This is a genomic window from Pseudomonas guineae (assembly GCF_900113745.1).
Lineage (GTDB): Bacteria > Pseudomonadota > Gammaproteobacteria > Pseudomonadales > Pseudomonadaceae > Aquipseudomonas > Aquipseudomonas guineae.
On record NZ_FOQL01000002.1, the window covers coordinates 533,408 to 550,829 of the forward strand.

Consider the following 17,422-nt stretch of genomic DNA (forward strand, 5'->3'; position numbering starts at 1 on the left):
TCAGTCTTCCCTAGTGTTGGTTAAAGTAAGTCGTCCCGCACTAGCTCGGCGATTAAGACTCATCGACCTTAAAGTGCGCACGCGCCGTGGCGATCGGTTCGGTCTGTTTGATTTGCCAGGCAGTAATAGCCACGTTGGCGACCCTGCGGCCCTGCCGCCACACCTGGCATTGCACGAAGGTGTCACGATAATGGCCGGCGCGTAGGTAATCTATCGAGAAGTCGATGATTTTCGGCAAATGTGGAATGCCCATAAACATCAACAGATGAAGCATCGCCGAATGCTCCATAAAGCCAGCAATCACTCCGCCGTGCAGCGCCGGCAGGGTCGGATTACCGATGCAGTCTTTATTGGCTGGCAGGCGAAACACCATGTCATCACCCAACCGCAAGCACTCAATGCCGAGCAATTTAGCGTAGGGGATCAGGCTGATCAGCGGGTCATAATTGTTCTGCGCATGGGCTTCGCGTACTAACTGGTTGAGATTAAACGTGCTCATTGGCCGACTCCCTTGCTAGTACGCTGCAGGTCGGTCGGTTTACCCATGCGCATAAAGGCGCCCACCACATGGGCAATCGGCTCGTCTGGATTATCCTGATAGGCATAACCGCGCGTAAAAATGATGTTCTCAGTCACCCGATAGCACTCGGCGAAACCGAATACATCTTTGTTCGGCTCGGCTGGGTGCATGTAATCGATACGCAGGTCCAGGGTCGGGCAAATTTCAAACTCAGGCAGCACACACACCGTCGAAATGCCACAGGTGGTGTCCATCAACGTGGTGATGGCACCGCCGTGGATCACTCCAGTTTCCGGGTTACCGACAATCTGCTCACTGTAGGGCAAACGCAGGATCAACCCTTTTGGCTCGGCACTGTGCACGCTCATGCCCAGCACTTGGCAATGGCGCAATACTGATAAAAAACGCTGCGCCCGCTCAATAATAGGGAAATTGCTCATGACTTCAGACCCAGGACAACTGCACAAAGGGCGAGCATGATACCCGCTGATAGAAAGCCCAGCACCACGGCCACGCCCTGCGATGAGAACAGACTGGCATCTAACTGAGGAACTTCGGCGAAAAGCTGCTGTTTAATGGCTATGCTTGGGCAACCAGGTATTGATTACCCATTACAAGGAGTACTAACTGTGCAAAAGCCATTCACCTATGCCCTGCTTCTCGCCGCCATGCTTGCCCTGGCCGCTTGTGAGAAAACCCCAGAAGACAAAATGGAGTCGGCCAAGGAGTCCGCTTCTGAAGCCATGGAATCAATGGGTGATGCTGTTAAAGATACTGGCGATGCCATCGAGCAGAAAGCCGATGAAGTCATGGGCACCGAGCCGACCACTGGCGAGAAAATCGATGATGCTGCCAATGATGCAGCTGATGCCATGGAAGACGCAGGCGATGAAGTTAAAGATGCCGTTGATGGCAACTAAGTCGTTTAGCTAAAACAACTAGGCCCGCATATTGCGGGCCTAGTTGTTTTTGGATCAATTAAAGCCCGGGGCTAAGCATCAGCAATAAACTGCACAACAGCCCTAGCACCCAGACCACACTGCGCTGCCAGTGCAAGTCAGCCCAGTAGAAAAACAGATACAGCACCCGCGCAGCCACAAAAGTCACGGCCAATACGTCGACCAGAACCCCATTATTATTGGTCACATGGGCCATTAATACACCCACAGCAAAAAGCGGAAATGCCTCAAAACTGTTCATGTGTGCGGCGAGCGCACGCGCGCCAAAACCAGTCAGGCGCGCTTGCTGAGCACGTGGGTGATGGTTGTCGTAGCGACCGCCACCCTCCTTCACCATCGCCTTAGCCACGGGAGCCTTGGCGATAAAAATCAATAGCGCGCTGATAAAAATGCACCAGAACGGAATGCTCATTCGCTTTTCTCCTTGGCCGATTCGAACGCAGGGGTTTGGGTGTAGACCATCACTTCCAACACATCGGAGTGAAACTCGCGGTGGTACAACACCAATACCACACCGGCGCTGACCAGCATGAAAAACCAGGGGTTAATAAACCAGGCTAAGGTCGACATGCCGAAGTAATAGGCACGCAGCCCTTGGTTAAACTGATTAGCGGCCATCGAGATCACTCTCGCGGTGCGCTCAGCAAAGGCTTTGCGCTCCTGCTCGGTCACATGCCGCTCACCAATCATGGGGGCAGAGCCAATTAGAGTCGCCGCAAAATTGTACTGGCGCATGCACCAACTGAACGTGAAGAAGGCATAGACAAACACCACCCCCAAACACAGCAACTTGACCTCAGACAGCCCGCGACTGGCGACCTGGACAAACGGCAGATCAGCCAGCAGCGATACCGCGCGATCAGAAGACCCGAGCACCGTGAGAATACCCGCGAGAATAATCAACGTGCTTGATGCAAAAAATGAGGCATTGCGCTCCAGGTTGCCGATCACGTTGGCATCAGCAATGCGGTTGTCACGCAGCAACATGCGGCGCATCCAGTCTTCGCGGTAGAGGTGCAGCACACTGGCTAAACACGGCGTAGTCCGCCCTTTAGCCTGGGCATAACGGGTATAACCGGCCCAACACAAGACAAACCAGAGAACAGCAAGCAGGTGCGGCAGGTAATAGTCACTGATTGACATGCAAACTCCTTGTTAACCTGCGCCGATTATAGACAGGCCTGGCTTTCAACTGGCCAACAAAAAGGCCGCTCAATGAGCGGCCTTGAGTAAACAGCAACGCTTAGCTCGCGGCCGTTTTAAATACGCCCAGCGCACGGTCCACTGCAACAGCCAAAATTAGTGTCAGCAGCACAGGCAGTAGCCAGCCAAGGCTCTGATCGGCCAACGGCAACTCGCTGAAGAAACGTGGGATCAGGGCCTTACCGCCGGCTGCCGCAACGCCGTCAACCAGACCGAAAACCAAGGTTACCGCCATAACCGGACGGAAAACCCGCGCCGACGAACACCACAGATTATCCAGCAAGCTCAGCGCCACCAATACAATCGCCAGCGGGTACAAACCGACCAGAACAGGGATCGAGAAACTGATCAACTGGGTCAGCCCTTGATTGGCCACCAGCAGACTAAATAGCCCGAGCGCGATTACCACAACACGGTAAGAAACCGGCAACAAGCTACTGAAGAACTCGCCGCAGGCAGTCAATAGGCCCACAGCCGTCGTCAAACAGGCCAGGGTTATCACTACGGCCAGCAACAAACTGCCAGTGATACCGAAGGTGTGCTGCACATAAGCGGTGAGCACCTGCACGCCATTCTGCGCCTCACCGGCAATCCCCTGGCTTGTTGCACCAAGATAGAACAGCGCCAGATACACCAGCGAAAGCCCGATAGCGGCGATCAGACCGGCGATCACCGAATAACGGGTAATCAGCTTGCCATCGGTCACACCATGGTCACGAATCGCGGTAGCAATCACGATGCCGAACACCAGTGCGCCCAGGGTATCCATAGTCAGGTAGCCCTGCAGGAACCCCTGTACGAAGGGTGCACGTTGATAATCTGCAGACACTTGACCGATTTCACCCGCAGGGATCAATAACGCAGCACCGCCCAATACCAGTAACGCAGCCAACAGCACTGGGGTGATGTATTTACCGATCCGATCAACCAGTTGCCCAGGATTGAGGGATAGAAACAGCACGGCCACGAAGTAGGCGAGGGTGTAGAGCAGCAACGCCGTGCTGGTGTTGCCGCTGAAAGGCGCAATGCCCATTTCAAACGACACCACCGCCGTACGTGGTGTGGCGAACAGTGGCCCTATGGCCAAATACACCGCAACTGCAAACAGTAGACCTGCGCGCTTGCCCAGTGGTGCTGTCAGCAGCGCCATGCCGCCACCAACACGAGCCAAAGCAACGATAGTCAACAGCGGCAAACCGACGCCCGTGAGCAGAAAACCCAGCGCTGCCGGGCCAATATTCTCACCCGCAGCCATGCCGGCGATGGGTGGGAAAATGATGTTACCGGCGCCGAGAAACAACGCAAACGTCATAAAACCGAGGGCCAGGACATCCGAGCCTTTCAAACGAGTCATAGAAGGGAATACCACAGGCAGAAAGTTAAAGTTCCGAGGGTTTCCCGATGGATCGGGGGAAACGTCACCCCGCCGGTTGAGCGGAGCCACTGCAGCACCTTGAACCGCTTGTGACGAAGCAGGTGCTAATTAGTTGCAAGCCTAACGAATTTGTCCTGCCAGCGGCACTGGCACAGGTCGGGCTGTCGGATTGGTGAAAACGGCTGTCGCCTCAACGACAGTTAACCGATAGCTGAAATAGAAAAGGCCACCCGAAGGTGGCCTTTTCTTAAGTCAAAAAGCCTTAGGCTTTTTTAACTTCCCAACCGGTCAGTTCGGCCAGAGCCTTACCGATATCAGCCAGGGAACGCACGGTCTTCACGCCGGCGTCTTGCAGGGCTGCGAACTTCTCGTCTGCTGTACCCTTGCCACCGGAGATGATTGCACCGGCATGGCCCATACGCTTGCCCGCCGGAGCGGTCACACCTGCGATGTAAGACACTACAGGCTTGGTCACGTTGGCCTTGATGTAGGCAGCCGCTTCTTCTTCAGCCGAACCGCCGATCTCACCGATCATCACGATCGCTTCGGTCTTCGGGTCTTCCTGGAACAGTTTCAGGATGTCGATGAAGTTGGAGCCAGGAATCGGATCACCACCGATACCCACGCAGGTGGACTGACCGAAACCGGCGTCAGTGGTCTGCTTAACAGCTTCGTAAGTCAGGGTGCCGGAGCGCGACACGATGCCTACTTTGCCTGGCAGGTGAATGTGACCTGGCATGATGCCGATCTTGCACTCGCCAGGCGTGATCACGCCTGGGCAGTTCGGACCGATCAGGACCACGCCCAGCTCGTCGCACTTGACCTTGGCTTCCAGCATGTCGATGGTCGCAATGCCTTCGGTGATGCAGACGATCAGCTTGATGCCGCCCATGGCCGCTTCAAGGATCGAGTCCTTGCAGAACGGAGCCGGAACATAGATCACGCTGGCGGTCGCGCCAGTTTGCTCAACCGCTTCACGCACGGTGTTGAACACCGGCAGATTCAGGTGAGTAGTGCCGCCTTTACCCGGTGTCACGCCGCCAACCATCTTAGTGCCGTAGGCGATGGCTTGCTCGGAGTGGAAGGTACCCTGCGAGCCGGTGAAGCCCTGGCAGATAACTTTGGTGTCTTTATTGATCAGGACGCTCATTACTTGCCCTCCGCAGCTTTGACGACTTGCTGAGCAGCGTCGGTCAGGCTGGTTGCCGCGATGATGTTCAGGCCACTTTCTGCCAGGACTTTAGCGCCCAGCTCAGCGTTGTTACCTTCAAGGCGAACAACTACCGGAATTTTAACGCCGACTTCTTTCACTGCGCCGATGATGCCTTCGGCAATCATGTCGCAACGAACGATACCGCCGAAAATGTTTACCAGAACGGCAGCCACGTTGCTGTCGGACAGGATGATCTTGAAGGCTTCGGTTACGCGCTCTTTGGTTGCGCCGCCACCTACGTCGAGGAAGTTGGCTGGCTTGCCGCCATGCAGGTTGACGATGTCCATGGTGCCCATGGCCAGACCAGCACCGTTGACCATGCAGCCGATGTTGCCTTCCAGCGCGACGTAGTTCAGTTCGAACTTGGCAGCGTGGGCTTCACGCGGATCGTCCTGGGACGGATCGTGCATGGCGCGCAGCTTAGGCTGACGGTACAGGGCGTTGGCGTCGATGTTGATCTTGGCATCGAGGCAATGCAGGTTGCCGTCAGCTTTGATCACCAGCGGGTTTACTTCCAGCAGCGCCAGGTCGTAGTCCTGGAACAGCTTGGCCAGACCAACGAAGATCTGGGTGAACTGCTTGATCTGATCACCTTGCAGGCCCAACTGGAATGCCAGATCGCGGCCCTGGAACGGCTGAGCGCCGACCAGCGGATCGATAGTGGCCTTGAGGATCTTCTCAGGGGTGTCGTGAGCGATCTTCTCGATATCCACGCCACCTTCGGTGGAGGCCATGAACACGATACGACGGCTGGAACGATCTACAACGGCGCCCAGGTACAGTTCCTTGGCGATGTCAGTGCAGGATTCGACCAGAATCTGGTTGACCGGCTGACCGTTAGCGTCAGTCTGGTAAGTCACCAGACGCTTGCCCAGCCAGTTGGCTGCGAAGGCCTTGGCGTCTTCTTTGCTCTTGACCAGCTTTACGCCGCCCGCTTTACCGCGGCCACCTGCGTGGACCTGAGCTTTGACGACCCACTCGGTACCGCCAATTTTGTCGCAGGCTGCTGCGGCTTCTTCTGGGGTGCTTACCGCGAAGCCCTTGGATACGGGCAGGCCGTATTCAGCGAACAGCTGCTTACCCTGATACTCGTGGAGATTCATGCTTGTCTACCGTCTTCGTTTAGGTATTGCGCATACGGTGCTGCACTTGTGGTGCCGCACCACCTGTGACTGCTTCTAGGGCAATCCGGCTGATATTCCGCGCAGCAGCCTGAGCTGAACGCGGGTCATCTGCCGTGGTTCTTCCTGTTTGAGCTGTGGCCTTCGCCGTTACACAACGGCGGCGCAAGCCACAATTCAAACCAACAACGACTTAACGCTTCTTGCGGTTGGCGATGTGGATGGCCTGACCATTCACGGCCAAGGCAGCTTCATGCAGTGCCTCGGACAACGTCGGGTGGGAGAACACCATCATCCCCAGATCCTCAGCGCTGGTACCGAATTCCATACCAATTGCACCCTGCTGTACCAGTTCGGCAGCGCTCGGGCCTATTACATGCACGCCCAACACGCGGTCGGTAGTGGCATCAGCGATAACCTTGACCATACCACCGGTGTCGTTGGCAGCCATGGCACGACCGCTGGCCGCGAACGGGAAGGTGCCGACGTTGACAGCAACGCCTTCAGTTTTCAGCTGCTGCTCGGTTTTGCCAACCCATGCAATTTCCGGATGGGTGTAGATAACCGATGGAATTAAGTCGTAGTTCATCTGGGCTTTATGCCCGGCGATACGCTCAGCAACCATGACGCCTTCTTCAGAGGCTTTGTGAGCCAGCATTGCACCGCGCACTACGTCACCCACGGCGTAAACACCTGGCACACTGGTGGCGCACTGGTCGTCAACGAAGATAAAGCCACGTTCGTCCATGTCGACGCCGCTATCGGACGCCAGCAGGTCGGTGGTTACTGGACGGCGGCCGACTGCAACGATCAGCTTGTCGAATACGATCGTCTGCTCACCGTCAGCATCGGTGAAGTTAACGGTAACCTGCTTCTTCTTCACTTCCGAACCGGTTACGCGAGCACCCAGACGAATATTCAAGCCTTGCTTGGTGAAGGTTTTCAGTGCTTCTTTGGCGATCTGCTCATCGGCAGCCGGGAGGAATTTGTCCAGGGCTTCCAGTACAGTGACTTCAGCGCCAAGACGCGCCCAGACGGAGCCTAGCTCAAGACCGATTACACCTGCGCCAATCACACCGAGCTTCTTCGGCACGCTCTGGAATTCCAAGGCACCGGTGGAGTCGACGATCACATCTTGGTCAACCGGAGCCGGCGGGATGTCGATCGGCTTAGAGCCGGAAGCCAGAATCACGTTCTCAGCTTCAACGATCTGCGTTTTACCATCTGAACCGGTAACTTCAACCTGCTTACCGGCCAGCAACTTGCCATGGCCTTCAAGCAGGGTCACGCCATTGGCCTTGAACAGGCCTGCAACGCCGCCAGTCAGATTTTTCACGATATTGGCTTTGCGGCCGATCATCGCTGGCACGTCGATAGTGATGCCCTTGGCTTCGATACCGTGAATGGCGAAATGGTCTTTCGCTTCGTAATACTTCCAGGAGCTATCCAGCAGCGCCTTAGACGGAATGCAACCGACGTTCAGGCAAGTACCACCGAGGGCAGTCTTACCCTCCTTATCCTGATACTTCTCAATGCACGCTGTTTTCAGACCAAGCTGAGCGGCTTTGATCGCGGCTACATAACCGCCAGGGCCGGCACCGATGACTACCACGTCGAATTTCTGGGTCATAACGTATTCCTTCTCGAATAAACCGAACGGCCCTGTACACAGGGCCGCCGTGGGAGAAACTGGCTTTTAGATATCCAGCAGCAGACGCGCCGGGTCTTCCAGCAAGTTTTTGATGGTCACTAGGAAGGTCACGGCTTCCTTACCATCAATCAGGCGGTGGTCGTAAGACAACGCCAAGTACATCATCGGGCGGATCACCACTTGACCGTTGATTGCCATAGGGCGCTGCAGAATGTTGTGCATCCCCAGGATCGCGGCTTGTGGTGGGTTTACGATCGGGGTCGACATCATTGAGCCGAAGGTGCCGCCGTTAGTAATAGTGAAGGTGCCGCCCGTCATCTCGTCGATCGACAATTTGCCGTCGCGGGCTTTCTTACCGTAGGTGGCAATACCGCTTTCGATTTCAGCCAGGCTCATCAGTTCCGCATTACGCAGAACGGGAACTACCAGACCACGGTCGCTGGAGACCGCAACACCCACGTCAGCGTAACCGTGGTAAACGATGTCGGCACCATCGATCGACGCATTGACTGCTGGGAAGCGCTTAAGTGCTTCGGTGGCAGCTTTGACGAAGAACGACATAAAGCCCAAACGAACACCGTTATGGGACTTTTCAAACAGGTCCTTGTACTTCGAGCGCAGCGCCATGACTTCGGTCATGTCGACTTCGTTGAAAGTGGTCAACATGGCCATGTTCGACTGGGCTTCGACCAGGCGGCGGGCCACGGTTGCACGAACACGCGTCATCGGCACGCGCTTCTCAGTGCGATCACCAGCAGCGAAGACTGGAGCAGCAGCGGCCGGTGCGGCAGGCTTAGCCGCCGGAGCTGCGGGCGAGTTTTTCTTTGCGTCAACGGCGGCAACCACGTCTTCCTTGGTCACACGACCGCCTTTGCCACTACCGGCAACGCTGTTCGGATCAATACCATTTTCTTCGGCGATTTTGCGCGCGGCAGGCGAAAGAATGGCGTCGTCACCAGAGGCTTCAGGCGCAGCGCTTTGTGCCGCTGCGGCAGGTGCGGCAGCCGGCTTTGCAGCTTCGCCACTGCCTTCGCCCAAAGTACCCAATACTTCATTGCTGAGCACGGTATCGCCTTCGTTCTTGACGATTTCGGCGAGGACGCCGTCGGCCTCAGCCAACACTTCAATTACAACCTTGTCGGTTTCGATATCGACAATCAGCTCATCACGCTTGACTGCATCGCCCGGCTTCTTGTGCCAGGTAGCCACGGTGCCGTCGGCAACCGATTCCGGGAAAGTAGGGGCTTTGATCTCGATAGCCATTATGTGTGGTTCCTTAAATTCGGTTTCTACTAGCAGGCGGCCCAGTTGGCCGCCTGTTGTGCGAAGGCGTTAAACAGTAAAGGCGTCTTGCAGGAGTTTTTCCTGCTGCTCGGCGTGCAGCGATGCATAACCACAAGCAGGTGCGGCAGACGCTTCACGGCCGGCGTACTCAAGGAGCAGGGTTTTCTTCTGCGCTGTCGCCACGCGACGCATGTGGTGCTGACTGCAATACCAAGCGCCCTGATTCATCGGTTCTTCCTGACACCAGACAATGTGCTTGAGATGCTTATAGACAGCCAAGGTCTCGGTCAAATCGTCCTCAGGGAACGGATAAAGCTGCTCGATACGCACGATGGCGATGTTTTCACGACCTTCGTTACGGCGTTTTTCCAACAGGTCGTAGTAAACCTTGCCGCTGCACAGCACGACCCGATCGACTTTCTTCGGATCGATTACATCGATCTCCGGAATCACGGTCTGGAACGAGCCGTCAGCCAGGTCTTCTAACGTCGAAATGGCCAGTTTGTGGCGCAGCAGCGACTTCGGCGTCAAGACCACCAATGGCTTACGCAGTGGGCGTATCACTTGACGGCGCAGCAGGTGATAGATCTGCGCAGGCGTGGTCGGTACTGCGACCTGCATGTTGTGCTCAGCGCACAGCTGCAAGTAACGCTCTAGACGCGCCGAGCTGTGCTCAGGCCCCTGCCCTTCATAACCGTGCGGCAACAGCATGGTCAGGCCGCATAGACGACCCCACTTGTGCTCACCACTGGAAATGAACTGATCGAATACCACCTGGGCACCGTTAGCGAAGTCACCAAACTGAGCTTCCCAGATCACCAACGCATTCGGCTGGGTAGTGGCGTAGCCATACTCAAAGGCCAGTACCGCTTCTTCCGAGAGGAAGGAGTCGTACAGGTCAAAAGCAGGCTGACCCTCATACAGGTTCTTCAGCGGCACATAAGCAGTGGCATCTTTCTGGTTGTGCAACACGGCATGACGGTGCGAGAACGTACCGCGGCCGATGTCCTGGCCGGTCATGCGGATAGGATGGCCTTCAAACAACAGCGTGGCGTACGCCATCGTTTCGGCGTAGCCCCAGTTGATCGACAGTGCGCCGGCACCCATCTTCTGTCGGTCTTCAAGAATCTTCGCCACCTGGCGCTGAACAACCACGCCTTCTGGAATTTCCAGCAACTTGTTCGACAGCTCTTGCAGGGTTTTCAGCTCGAAGCTTGTGTCATGACGGGCAGTCCAGGTGTGGCCCAGATACGGACGCCAGTCAACAAACAGCTCCTTGTTCGGCTCTTTAACCAAGCTCTTAACCACATGCTGACCGTTGTCCAGCGCAGTGCGGTACTCGTCGATCTTAGCCTGCACTTCGTCGGTCGTCTGACGCTCTGCAGTGGTCAGCGCGTCAGCATACAGCTCACGGGTGGTGCGCTGCTTGCTGATCTGCTGATACATGAGCGGCTGAGTACCACTCGGCTCGTCGGCCTCGTTGTGACCGCGACGGCGGTAGCAAACCAAGTCAATGACCACGTCACGCTTGTACTGCATGCGGTAATCGACGGCCAGTTGCGTCACAAACAGCACGGCTTCTGGATCGTCACCGTTAACATGCAGGATCGGCGCTTGAATCATCTTCGCCACATCGGTGCAGTATTCGGTGGAGCGTGAATCCAGCGGATTGCTGATGGTGAAACCAACTTGGTTGTTGATCACGATATGGATAGTGCCGCCCGTTTTGAAACCACGGGTTTGCGACATCTGGAAGGTTTCCATGACCACACCCTGACCGGCGAATGCCGCGTCACCGTGCAGGGAAACCGGCAGAACCTTTTCACCAGAAGCATCATTACGACGATCCTGACGGGCGCGTACGGAACCCTCGACCACCGGAGAAACAATCTCCAAGTGTGACGGGTTGAACGCCATGGCCAGGTGCACTTCGCCACCAGCAGTCATTACGTTGGACGAAAAACCTTGGTGGTACTTCACGTCACCGGAAGACAGACCTGCGGTCTTCTTGCCTTCGAATTCGTCGAATAGATCGCGCGGGTTTTTGCCGAAGGTGTTGACCAGTACGTTAAGACGGCCACGGTGGGCCATGCCGATAACGACTTCCTTGGTGCCGTAGGAGCCGGAGCGCTGAATCACTTCATCGAGCAGTGGAATGAGACTCTCGCCACCTTCCAAACCGAAACGCTTAGTGCCCGGGTATTTAGTGCCCAGGTACTTTTCCAGACCTTCAGCCGCCGTCAGGCGCTCAAGCAGATGGCTCTGCACGTCGGCCGAGAATTGCGGACGGCCGCGTACGCTTTCCAGGCGCTGCTGGAACCAGCTGCGCTGCTCGGAATCAACGATATGGGTGAACTCGGCACCGATGGTGCGGCAATATGTCTGCTGCAACGCATCGCGAATTTCGCGCAGAGTGGCTTCTTCCTTACCAAGATGAAGTCCTCCTGTACGGAATGTCGTGTCGAGGTCAGCATCCGTCAGACCATAGTGATTGATGACCAGATCGGCCGGCGCAGGACGTTGCCAAAGGCCAAGCGGATCGAGCTGAGCGGCCTGATGGCCGCGCATGCGATAAGCCTGAATAAGGCGCAGCACTTCGACTTGCTTCTTCTCGTGCTCACTGCTGACGCTACCAGCGGACACCGGTTGGACGCGGCGCTGATTTTTAGCAAGCAACACGAAATGATCGCGAATCGTTGAGTGCGATACGTCTGTAGCGGCGCTGCCGTCAGTCGGCAACTTCTGGAAGTAAGTGCGCCACTCTTCTGGCACAGCGTTGGGATCGTGCAGGTAAAGCTCATAGAGCTCTTCCACATAGGCAGCGTTACCACCGGATAGGTGGGCACTGTCCCACATGCGCTGCATCACGCTTTCTTGCATGCTTGGTCACCCTCGGTAAGGGGACACCACCGGCGAAGAAACCGTATGGCTGTCAGTCCTGAAGCAGCAACTGGTAAGCCACCACGGATCCCGCAGATAGTCCGGGCACCAGCCCGGATGCCCCTGCTGGTCGTCATATATTTTTTCAAATTAGAACCACCGCTTTGTGAGCAGCAGTTCTGGCTAAAACTACAGCGCTGGGTAGAAACCAGCGCTGTAGGCGTTACAGGTCTAACAAACAACCATGAATCAGGTGCCGCTTTGCAGCAACATATTGCGTACGTGACCGATTGCCTTTGTCGGGTTGAGACCCTTAGGGCAGACATTCACACAGTTCATGATGCCGCGGCAGCGGAACACACTAAACGGATCATCCAACGATGCCAGACGCTCTTCGGTCTTGGTATCACGGCTGTCCGCCAAGAAACGATAAGCTTGCAGCAACGCAGCTGGACCGAGGAACTTGTCTGGATTCCACCAGAAGGACGGGCAACTGGTTGAGCAGCAGGCGCACAAGATGCACTCATACAGACCGTCCAGCTTCTCGCGCTCTTCCGGAGTCTGCAGGCGCTCGATGGCCGGAGCCGGCGTATCGTTCTGCAAAAACGGCTGCACCTTCTCGTACTGCTTGTAGAAGATGCTCATATCAACCACTAAGTCACGAATGACCGGCAGGCCAGGCAGAGGACGAATCACTAGCTTGCCACCGGTAAGCCCAGTAGCCGAAAGCGGTGTGATGCAGGCTAGGCCATTCTTACCGTTTATATTCATACCGTCGGAGCCACATACGCCCTCGCGGCAGGAACGACGATAAGAAAAGCCTTGATCCTGTTCCTTGATCAACGCCAGTACGTCAAGGACCATAACGTCCTTGCCGCCGGTATCGACCTGGAATTCCTGCATAAACGGGGCAGTATCCTGCTCCGGGTTATAACGATAAACGCTTACTTGCAACAGATTGGCTTGCGACATATCGGCCACCCTTAGTAAGTACGAATCTTGGGTTCAAACGCTGGCACTGTCTTCGGCGTGAAGTTAACAGCACGCTTGCTGACGCGCTTCTCACCTGGGAAATACAGGGAGTGGCACAGCCAGTTTTCGTCGTCACGCTCTTCAAAGTCTTCACGAGCGTGAGCACCACGAGACTCCTTACGGACCTCAGCTGCCACCGCAGTTGCCTCGGCAACTTCGAGAAGGTTTTGCAGTTCCAGCGCCTCAATGCGCGCAGTGTTAAACGCCTGACTCTTATCTGCGATCTTAACGTTCGAGATACGCTCACGCAGGTCGGTCAGTTGTTGTATGCCCTTCTGCATGTACTCACCGGTGCGGAATACACCGAAGTAGTTCTGCATGCAGTTCTGCAGTTCTTTACGCAGCGGCGCAACGTCTTCGCCAGTGGTACGCTCGTTGACGCCAGCCAGACGCTTAAGCGACAGCTCAATGTCAGTCTCGGATGCACCACGTACTTCAACGCCTTCTTTCAGCGCTTTCTCCAAGTGGATGCCAGCCGCACGGCCGAATACCACCAGATCGAGCAGCGAGTTGCCGCCCAGACGGTTGGCACCGTGAACCGATACGCAGGCCACTTCACCTACAGCAAACAGACCGTCGATGATCTTGTCGTTGCCATTGGCATCCTGAGTAATCGCCTGACCATGAATATTGGTCGGCACGCCGCCCATCATGTAGTGGCAGGTCGGTACTACCGGGATTGGCGCCACAACCGGATCGACGTGAGCAAAGGTCTTGGACAGCTCGCAGATACCCGGCAGGCGGCTGTGTAGCACGTCCTCACCCAGGTGATCGAGTTTCAACATCACATGATCGCCATCTGGACCACAACCGTTACCGGCGATGATTTCCTTGACCATCGAGCGCGCGACTACGTCGCGACCGGCGAGGTCTTTGGCGTTTGGCGCGTAGCGCTCCATGAAACGCTCGCCGTGCTTGTTGATCAGGTAACCACCTTCACCACGGCAACCTTCAGTTACCAACGTACCGGCACCGGCGATACCCGTCGGGTGGAACTGCCACATTTCGATGTCCTGCACCGGCACACCGGCACGCAGGGCCATACCAATACCATCACCCGTATTGATCAGGGCGTTAGTGGTGGACGCGTAGATACGGCCAGCACCGCCAGTCGCCAGTACAGTGGCCTTGGAGCGGATGTAGACGGTTTCGCCAGTTTCGATGCAAATGGCGATCGTGCCGACTACAGCACCATCTTGGTTCTTCACCAAATCGACCGCATACCACTCGTTCAAGAACGAAGTGCCCGCTTTTAAGTTGGCCTGGTACAGGGTGTGCAGCAGAGCGTGACCAGTACGGTCAGCTGCAGCGCAGGTGCGGGCTGCCTGGGTCGGGTTATCCGGCCCCTTGGACTGACCACCGAACGGGCGCTGATAAATGCGGCCTTGCTCGGTACGGGAGAACGGCAAGCCCATGTGCTCGAGTTCGAATACGGCTTCTGGGCCTACGGAACACATGTACTCGATTGCGTCTTGGTCGCCGATATAGTCGGAGCCCTTGACGGTATCGTACATGTGCCAGCGCCAATCATCGTTCGGATCAGCCGAAGCGATGGCGCAGGTAATGCCGCCCTGAGCAGACACAGTGTGTGAACGCGTCGGGAAAACCTTGGTAACTACAGCGGTCTTGTGACCACCCTGAGCCAATTGCAACGCCGCGCGCATGCCCGCGCCGCCGCCGCCGATGATGATGGCGTCATATGAAAGAGTGCGAATGCTTGTCATGGATCAATTACCCCAAAAAATCTGCACGCCCCAGGCGAAGAACGCGAACATGGCAACGCCACACGCAGCCTGGAACAGAAAACGCACGGCAGTAGCCCACTTACCCAGCGCCATCGGCGTCAGGTAGTCGGTGGAAATTGTCCACATGCCAACCCAGGCGTGAACGCTGAGCGCCACCAGAGTCAACAGGCTAAAGATGCGCATTGCGTTATTGGAGAACAGCGCCTGCCACTCGGCATAACCCAAACCTGGGTTACACAGGATAAAGCCGAGCAGAAAAAGCACATAAGCTGCGAGGACGACAGCAGAAACACGCTGCGCCATCCAGTCATAAAGACCCGAACGCGAGAAATTCGTGACATTGGTTACCATATCCACACCCCCAGCAGCACGATCACAATCGCTGATACGACGAGAACGATTTTCGAACCCAGCTTGCCGCCTTCCAGCGTCTCACCGATGCCCATATCCATGATCAAGTGGCGTACACCGGCCACAAGGTGGTACAGCAGAGCGGACAACAGCCCCCAAATCACGAACTTGGCCAGCGGGCTGGTCAAACATTCTTGCACCTGGGCAAAACCCTCTGCGGAGGTCAGCGACTTGTCGAGGCCATAGAGCAGAATGGCAATACCAACAAAGAGGATGACACCGGAGATACGGTGAAGTATGGACGTGTAAGCAGTGATTGGGAGTTTGATAGTCCTAAGGTCTAGGTTTACAGGTCTTTGGCTATTCACGGCTTTTTATCACACTGAGAGCCCCTAACTATCAGGGCAAAGTTGTCGGGAGGTGCACTGGTCAGGTACCCATCACCCAAGGAGTGACAACCACCAAAATACTGGCGTAAAGCCCTTGGTAGTTGGGCGCAGAGTATAGACAGTTAGGTTACTAATGACAACGCAAAGCCCCTTACCTAAAAGCGCATTGCGCAGCCTTAATAAATGGCGTAAGAGCGACTTTTAAAACCTCTAAAACACCCGCAAACCCTTCTGCCACCTGGCTTTTCGCAAATTGACATTCGAATTTATCTCACTATAGTGGTGCGGGCCCTGCGTGGGGGGCAGTCAGATGATTTCAAGCATAACTAGGAGGCCAAACATGGCTGACAAAAAAGCGCAGTTGATCATCGAGGGCGCAGCCCCCGTCGAGCTGCCCGTTTTATCCGGCACCGTTGGTCCCGATGTAATTGACGTACGGGGCTTAACCGCCACGGGCCGTTTCACTTTTGATCCTGGCTTTATGTCCACCGCTTCGTGCGAGTCGAAGATTACCTATATTGATGGTGATCAGGGCATCCTGCTGCACCGCGGCTATCCCATTGAACAACTGGCAGAGCAATCCGATTATCTGGAGACCTGCTACCTGCTGCTGAACGGCGAACTGCCGAACGCAGAAGAAAAAGCGACCTTTGTTAGCACCATCAAGAACCACACTATGGTTCACGAGCAACTGAAGACCTTTTACAACGGCTTCCGACGCGATGCTCACCCGATGGCTATCATGTGCGGCGTAGTGGGTGCTCTGTCGGCCTTCTATCACGACTCGCTGGACATCAAGAACCCGCATCACCGCGAAGTTTCGGCCATGCGCCTGATCGCTAAGATGCCAACCATCGCGGCTATGACCTACAAGTACTCCATGGGTCAGCCGATGATGTACCCGCGTAATGACTTGAACTACGCGGAAAACTTCCTGCACATGATGTTTAACACCCCGTGCGAGATCAAACCGATCAGCCCGGTACTGGCCAAGGCCATGGATAAGATCTTTATCCTGCACGCCGACCACGAGCAGAACGCCTCTACTTCTACTGTGCGTTTGGCAGGTTCTTCGGGCGCCAATCCGTTTGCCTGTATCGCTGCCGGTATCGCAGCACTTTGGGGCCCTGCACATGGTGGCGCTAATGAAGCTGTTCTCGCCATGCTTGACGAGATTGGCAGTGTCGACAATATCGATACCTACATCGCCAAGGCCAAGGACAAGGATGACCCATTCAAACTGATGGGTTTCGGCCACCGCGTTTACAAAAACCGCGACCCGCGTGCCACGGTGATGAAGCAAACCTGCGACGAAGTGTTGAAAGAGCTGGGCATTAAGAATGACCCGCAGTTGGAACTGGCGATGCGTCTTGAAGAAATCGCCCTAACCGACCCCTACTTCATCGAGCGCTCGCTATATCCCAACGTAGACTTCTACTCGGGCATTATCCTCAAAGCGATCGGCATTCCGACTAGCATGTTCACTGTAATCTTCGCTCTGGCGCGGACTGTCGGCTGGATTTCGCACTGGAAAGAAATGCTTTCTAGCCCTTACAAGATTGGCCGTCCACGCCAGCTGTACACCGGCTACCCGCAGCGTGACCTGAAGAAATAACTCAGCTCCCGCCGCACAAAAAAGGCTGCCATTGGGCAGCCTTTTTTTGCATCTGCGCTTCACGTTTTAGAGTTGCTCAGTCAA

At 55.7% G+C, this 17,422-nt stretch carries 16 protein-coding genes; 2 read left to right on the forward strand and 14 right to left on the reverse strand.

Annotation, left to right across the window (positions count from 1 at the left end):
• Positions 1 to 52: 52 nt before the first annotated feature.
• A complete protein-coding gene (locus BMZ32_RS11230) occupies positions 53 to 499 on the reverse strand; it encodes a PaaI family thioesterase (protein WP_090242051.1) in 447 nt (148 codons plus the stop codon).
• Positions 496 to 960: a PaaI family thioesterase gene (locus BMZ32_RS11235; protein ID WP_090242052.1), complete on the reverse strand. Its 465-nt coding sequence runs from the start codon at positions 958 to 960 to the stop codon at positions 496 to 498. Before BMZ32_RS11235 ends, BMZ32_RS11230 begins: the two co-directional genes overlap by 4 nt.
• Positions 961 to 1,149: 189 nt before the next feature.
• On the opposite strand from BMZ32_RS11235, the gene BMZ32_RS11240 reads away from it, so the two are divergent.
• The gene (locus BMZ32_RS11240) at positions 1,150 to 1,440 is read left to right on the forward strand and encodes a hypothetical protein (RefSeq protein ID WP_090242053.1); all 291 of its coding nucleotides are present in this window, start codon (positions 1,150 to 1,152) and stop codon (positions 1,438 to 1,440) included.
• Positions 1,441 to 1,498: 58 nt separating this feature from the next.
• On the opposite strand, the gene BMZ32_RS11245 is transcribed toward BMZ32_RS11240, so the two are convergent.
• From BMZ32_RS11245 to sdhC, 12 genes are all read right to left on the reverse strand, one after another.
• On the reverse strand, positions 1,499 to 1,891 hold the full coding sequence (locus tag BMZ32_RS11245) for an MAPEG family protein (RefSeq protein ID WP_090242054.1): 393 nt from the start codon (positions 1,889 to 1,891) through the stop codon (positions 1,499 to 1,501).
• Positions 1,888 to 2,622, reverse strand: a complete 735-nt coding sequence (locus BMZ32_RS11250) for a DUF599 domain-containing protein (RefSeq protein WP_090242055.1) — start codon at positions 2,620 to 2,622, stop codon at positions 1,888 to 1,890. Before BMZ32_RS11250 ends, BMZ32_RS11245 begins: the two co-directional genes overlap by 4 nt.
• A 100-nt stretch (positions 2,623 to 2,722) precedes the next feature.
• Positions 2,723 to 4,036 carry a branched-chain amino acid transport system II carrier protein gene (gene brnQ, locus BMZ32_RS11255; RefSeq protein WP_090242056.1) on the reverse strand — a complete coding sequence of 438 codons (1,314 nt, stop codon included), beginning with the start codon at positions 4,034 to 4,036 and terminating at the stop codon, positions 2,723 to 2,725.
• 283 nt (positions 4,037 to 4,319) lie between these two features.
• Positions 4,320 to 5,207 (reverse strand): succinate--CoA ligase subunit alpha, encoded by an 888-nt coding sequence (gene sucD / locus BMZ32_RS11260; RefSeq protein WP_090242057.1) that lies wholly within the window; start codon positions 5,205 to 5,207, stop codon positions 4,320 to 4,322.
• On the reverse strand, positions 5,207 to 6,373 hold the full coding sequence (gene sucC / locus BMZ32_RS11265; RefSeq protein WP_090242058.1) for an ADP-forming succinate--CoA ligase subunit beta: 1,167 nt from the start codon (positions 6,371 to 6,373) through the stop codon (positions 5,207 to 5,209). The genes sucD and sucC overlap by 1 nt, the downstream gene beginning before the upstream one ends.
• Positions 6,374 to 6,584: 211 nt before the next feature.
• Entirely contained in the window at positions 6,585 to 8,021 is a 1,437-nt protein-coding gene (gene lpdA / locus BMZ32_RS11270) for a dihydrolipoyl dehydrogenase (RefSeq protein WP_090242059.1), read from the reverse strand.
• 66 nt (positions 8,022 to 8,087) lie between these two features.
• The gene (gene odhB / locus BMZ32_RS11275) at positions 8,088 to 9,305 is read right to left on the reverse strand and encodes a 2-oxoglutarate dehydrogenase complex dihydrolipoyllysine-residue succinyltransferase (RefSeq protein ID WP_090242060.1); all 1,218 of its coding nucleotides are present in this window, start codon (positions 9,303 to 9,305) and stop codon (positions 8,088 to 8,090) included.
• Positions 9,306 to 9,374: 69 nt separating this feature from the next.
• Positions 9,375 to 12,206: a 2-oxoglutarate dehydrogenase E1 component gene (locus BMZ32_RS11280; protein WP_090242061.1), complete on the reverse strand. Its 2,832-nt coding sequence runs from the start codon at positions 12,204 to 12,206 to the stop codon at positions 9,375 to 9,377.
• A 249-nt stretch (positions 12,207 to 12,455) separates the two neighbouring features.
• Entirely contained in the window at positions 12,456 to 13,163 is a 708-nt protein-coding gene (locus BMZ32_RS11285; RefSeq protein WP_090242116.1) for a succinate dehydrogenase iron-sulfur subunit, read from the reverse strand.
• Between the two features lie 26 nt (positions 13,164 to 13,189).
• Complete coding sequence (gene sdhA / locus BMZ32_RS11290; protein ID WP_090242062.1) at positions 13,190 to 14,962, reverse strand: succinate dehydrogenase flavoprotein subunit; 1,773 nt, start codon at positions 14,960 to 14,962, stop codon at positions 13,190 to 13,192.
• Positions 14,963 to 14,965: 3 nt separating this feature from the next.
• Complete coding sequence (gene sdhD / locus BMZ32_RS11295; RefSeq protein WP_090242063.1) at positions 14,966 to 15,334, reverse strand: succinate dehydrogenase, hydrophobic membrane anchor protein; 369 nt, start codon at positions 15,332 to 15,334, stop codon at positions 14,966 to 14,968.
• Entirely contained in the window at positions 15,328 to 15,702 is a 375-nt protein-coding gene (gene sdhC, locus BMZ32_RS11300; protein ID WP_090242064.1) for a succinate dehydrogenase, cytochrome b556 subunit, read from the reverse strand. The genes sdhD and sdhC overlap by 7 nt, the downstream gene beginning before the upstream one ends.
• Before the next feature lie 361 nt (positions 15,703 to 16,063).
• On the opposite strand from sdhC, the gene gltA reads away from it, so the two are divergent.
• Positions 16,064 to 17,338, forward strand: a complete 1,275-nt coding sequence (gene gltA / locus BMZ32_RS11305; protein ID WP_090242065.1) for a citrate synthase — start codon at positions 16,064 to 16,066, stop codon at positions 17,336 to 17,338.
• Positions 17,339 to 17,422: the final 84 nt, after the last annotated feature.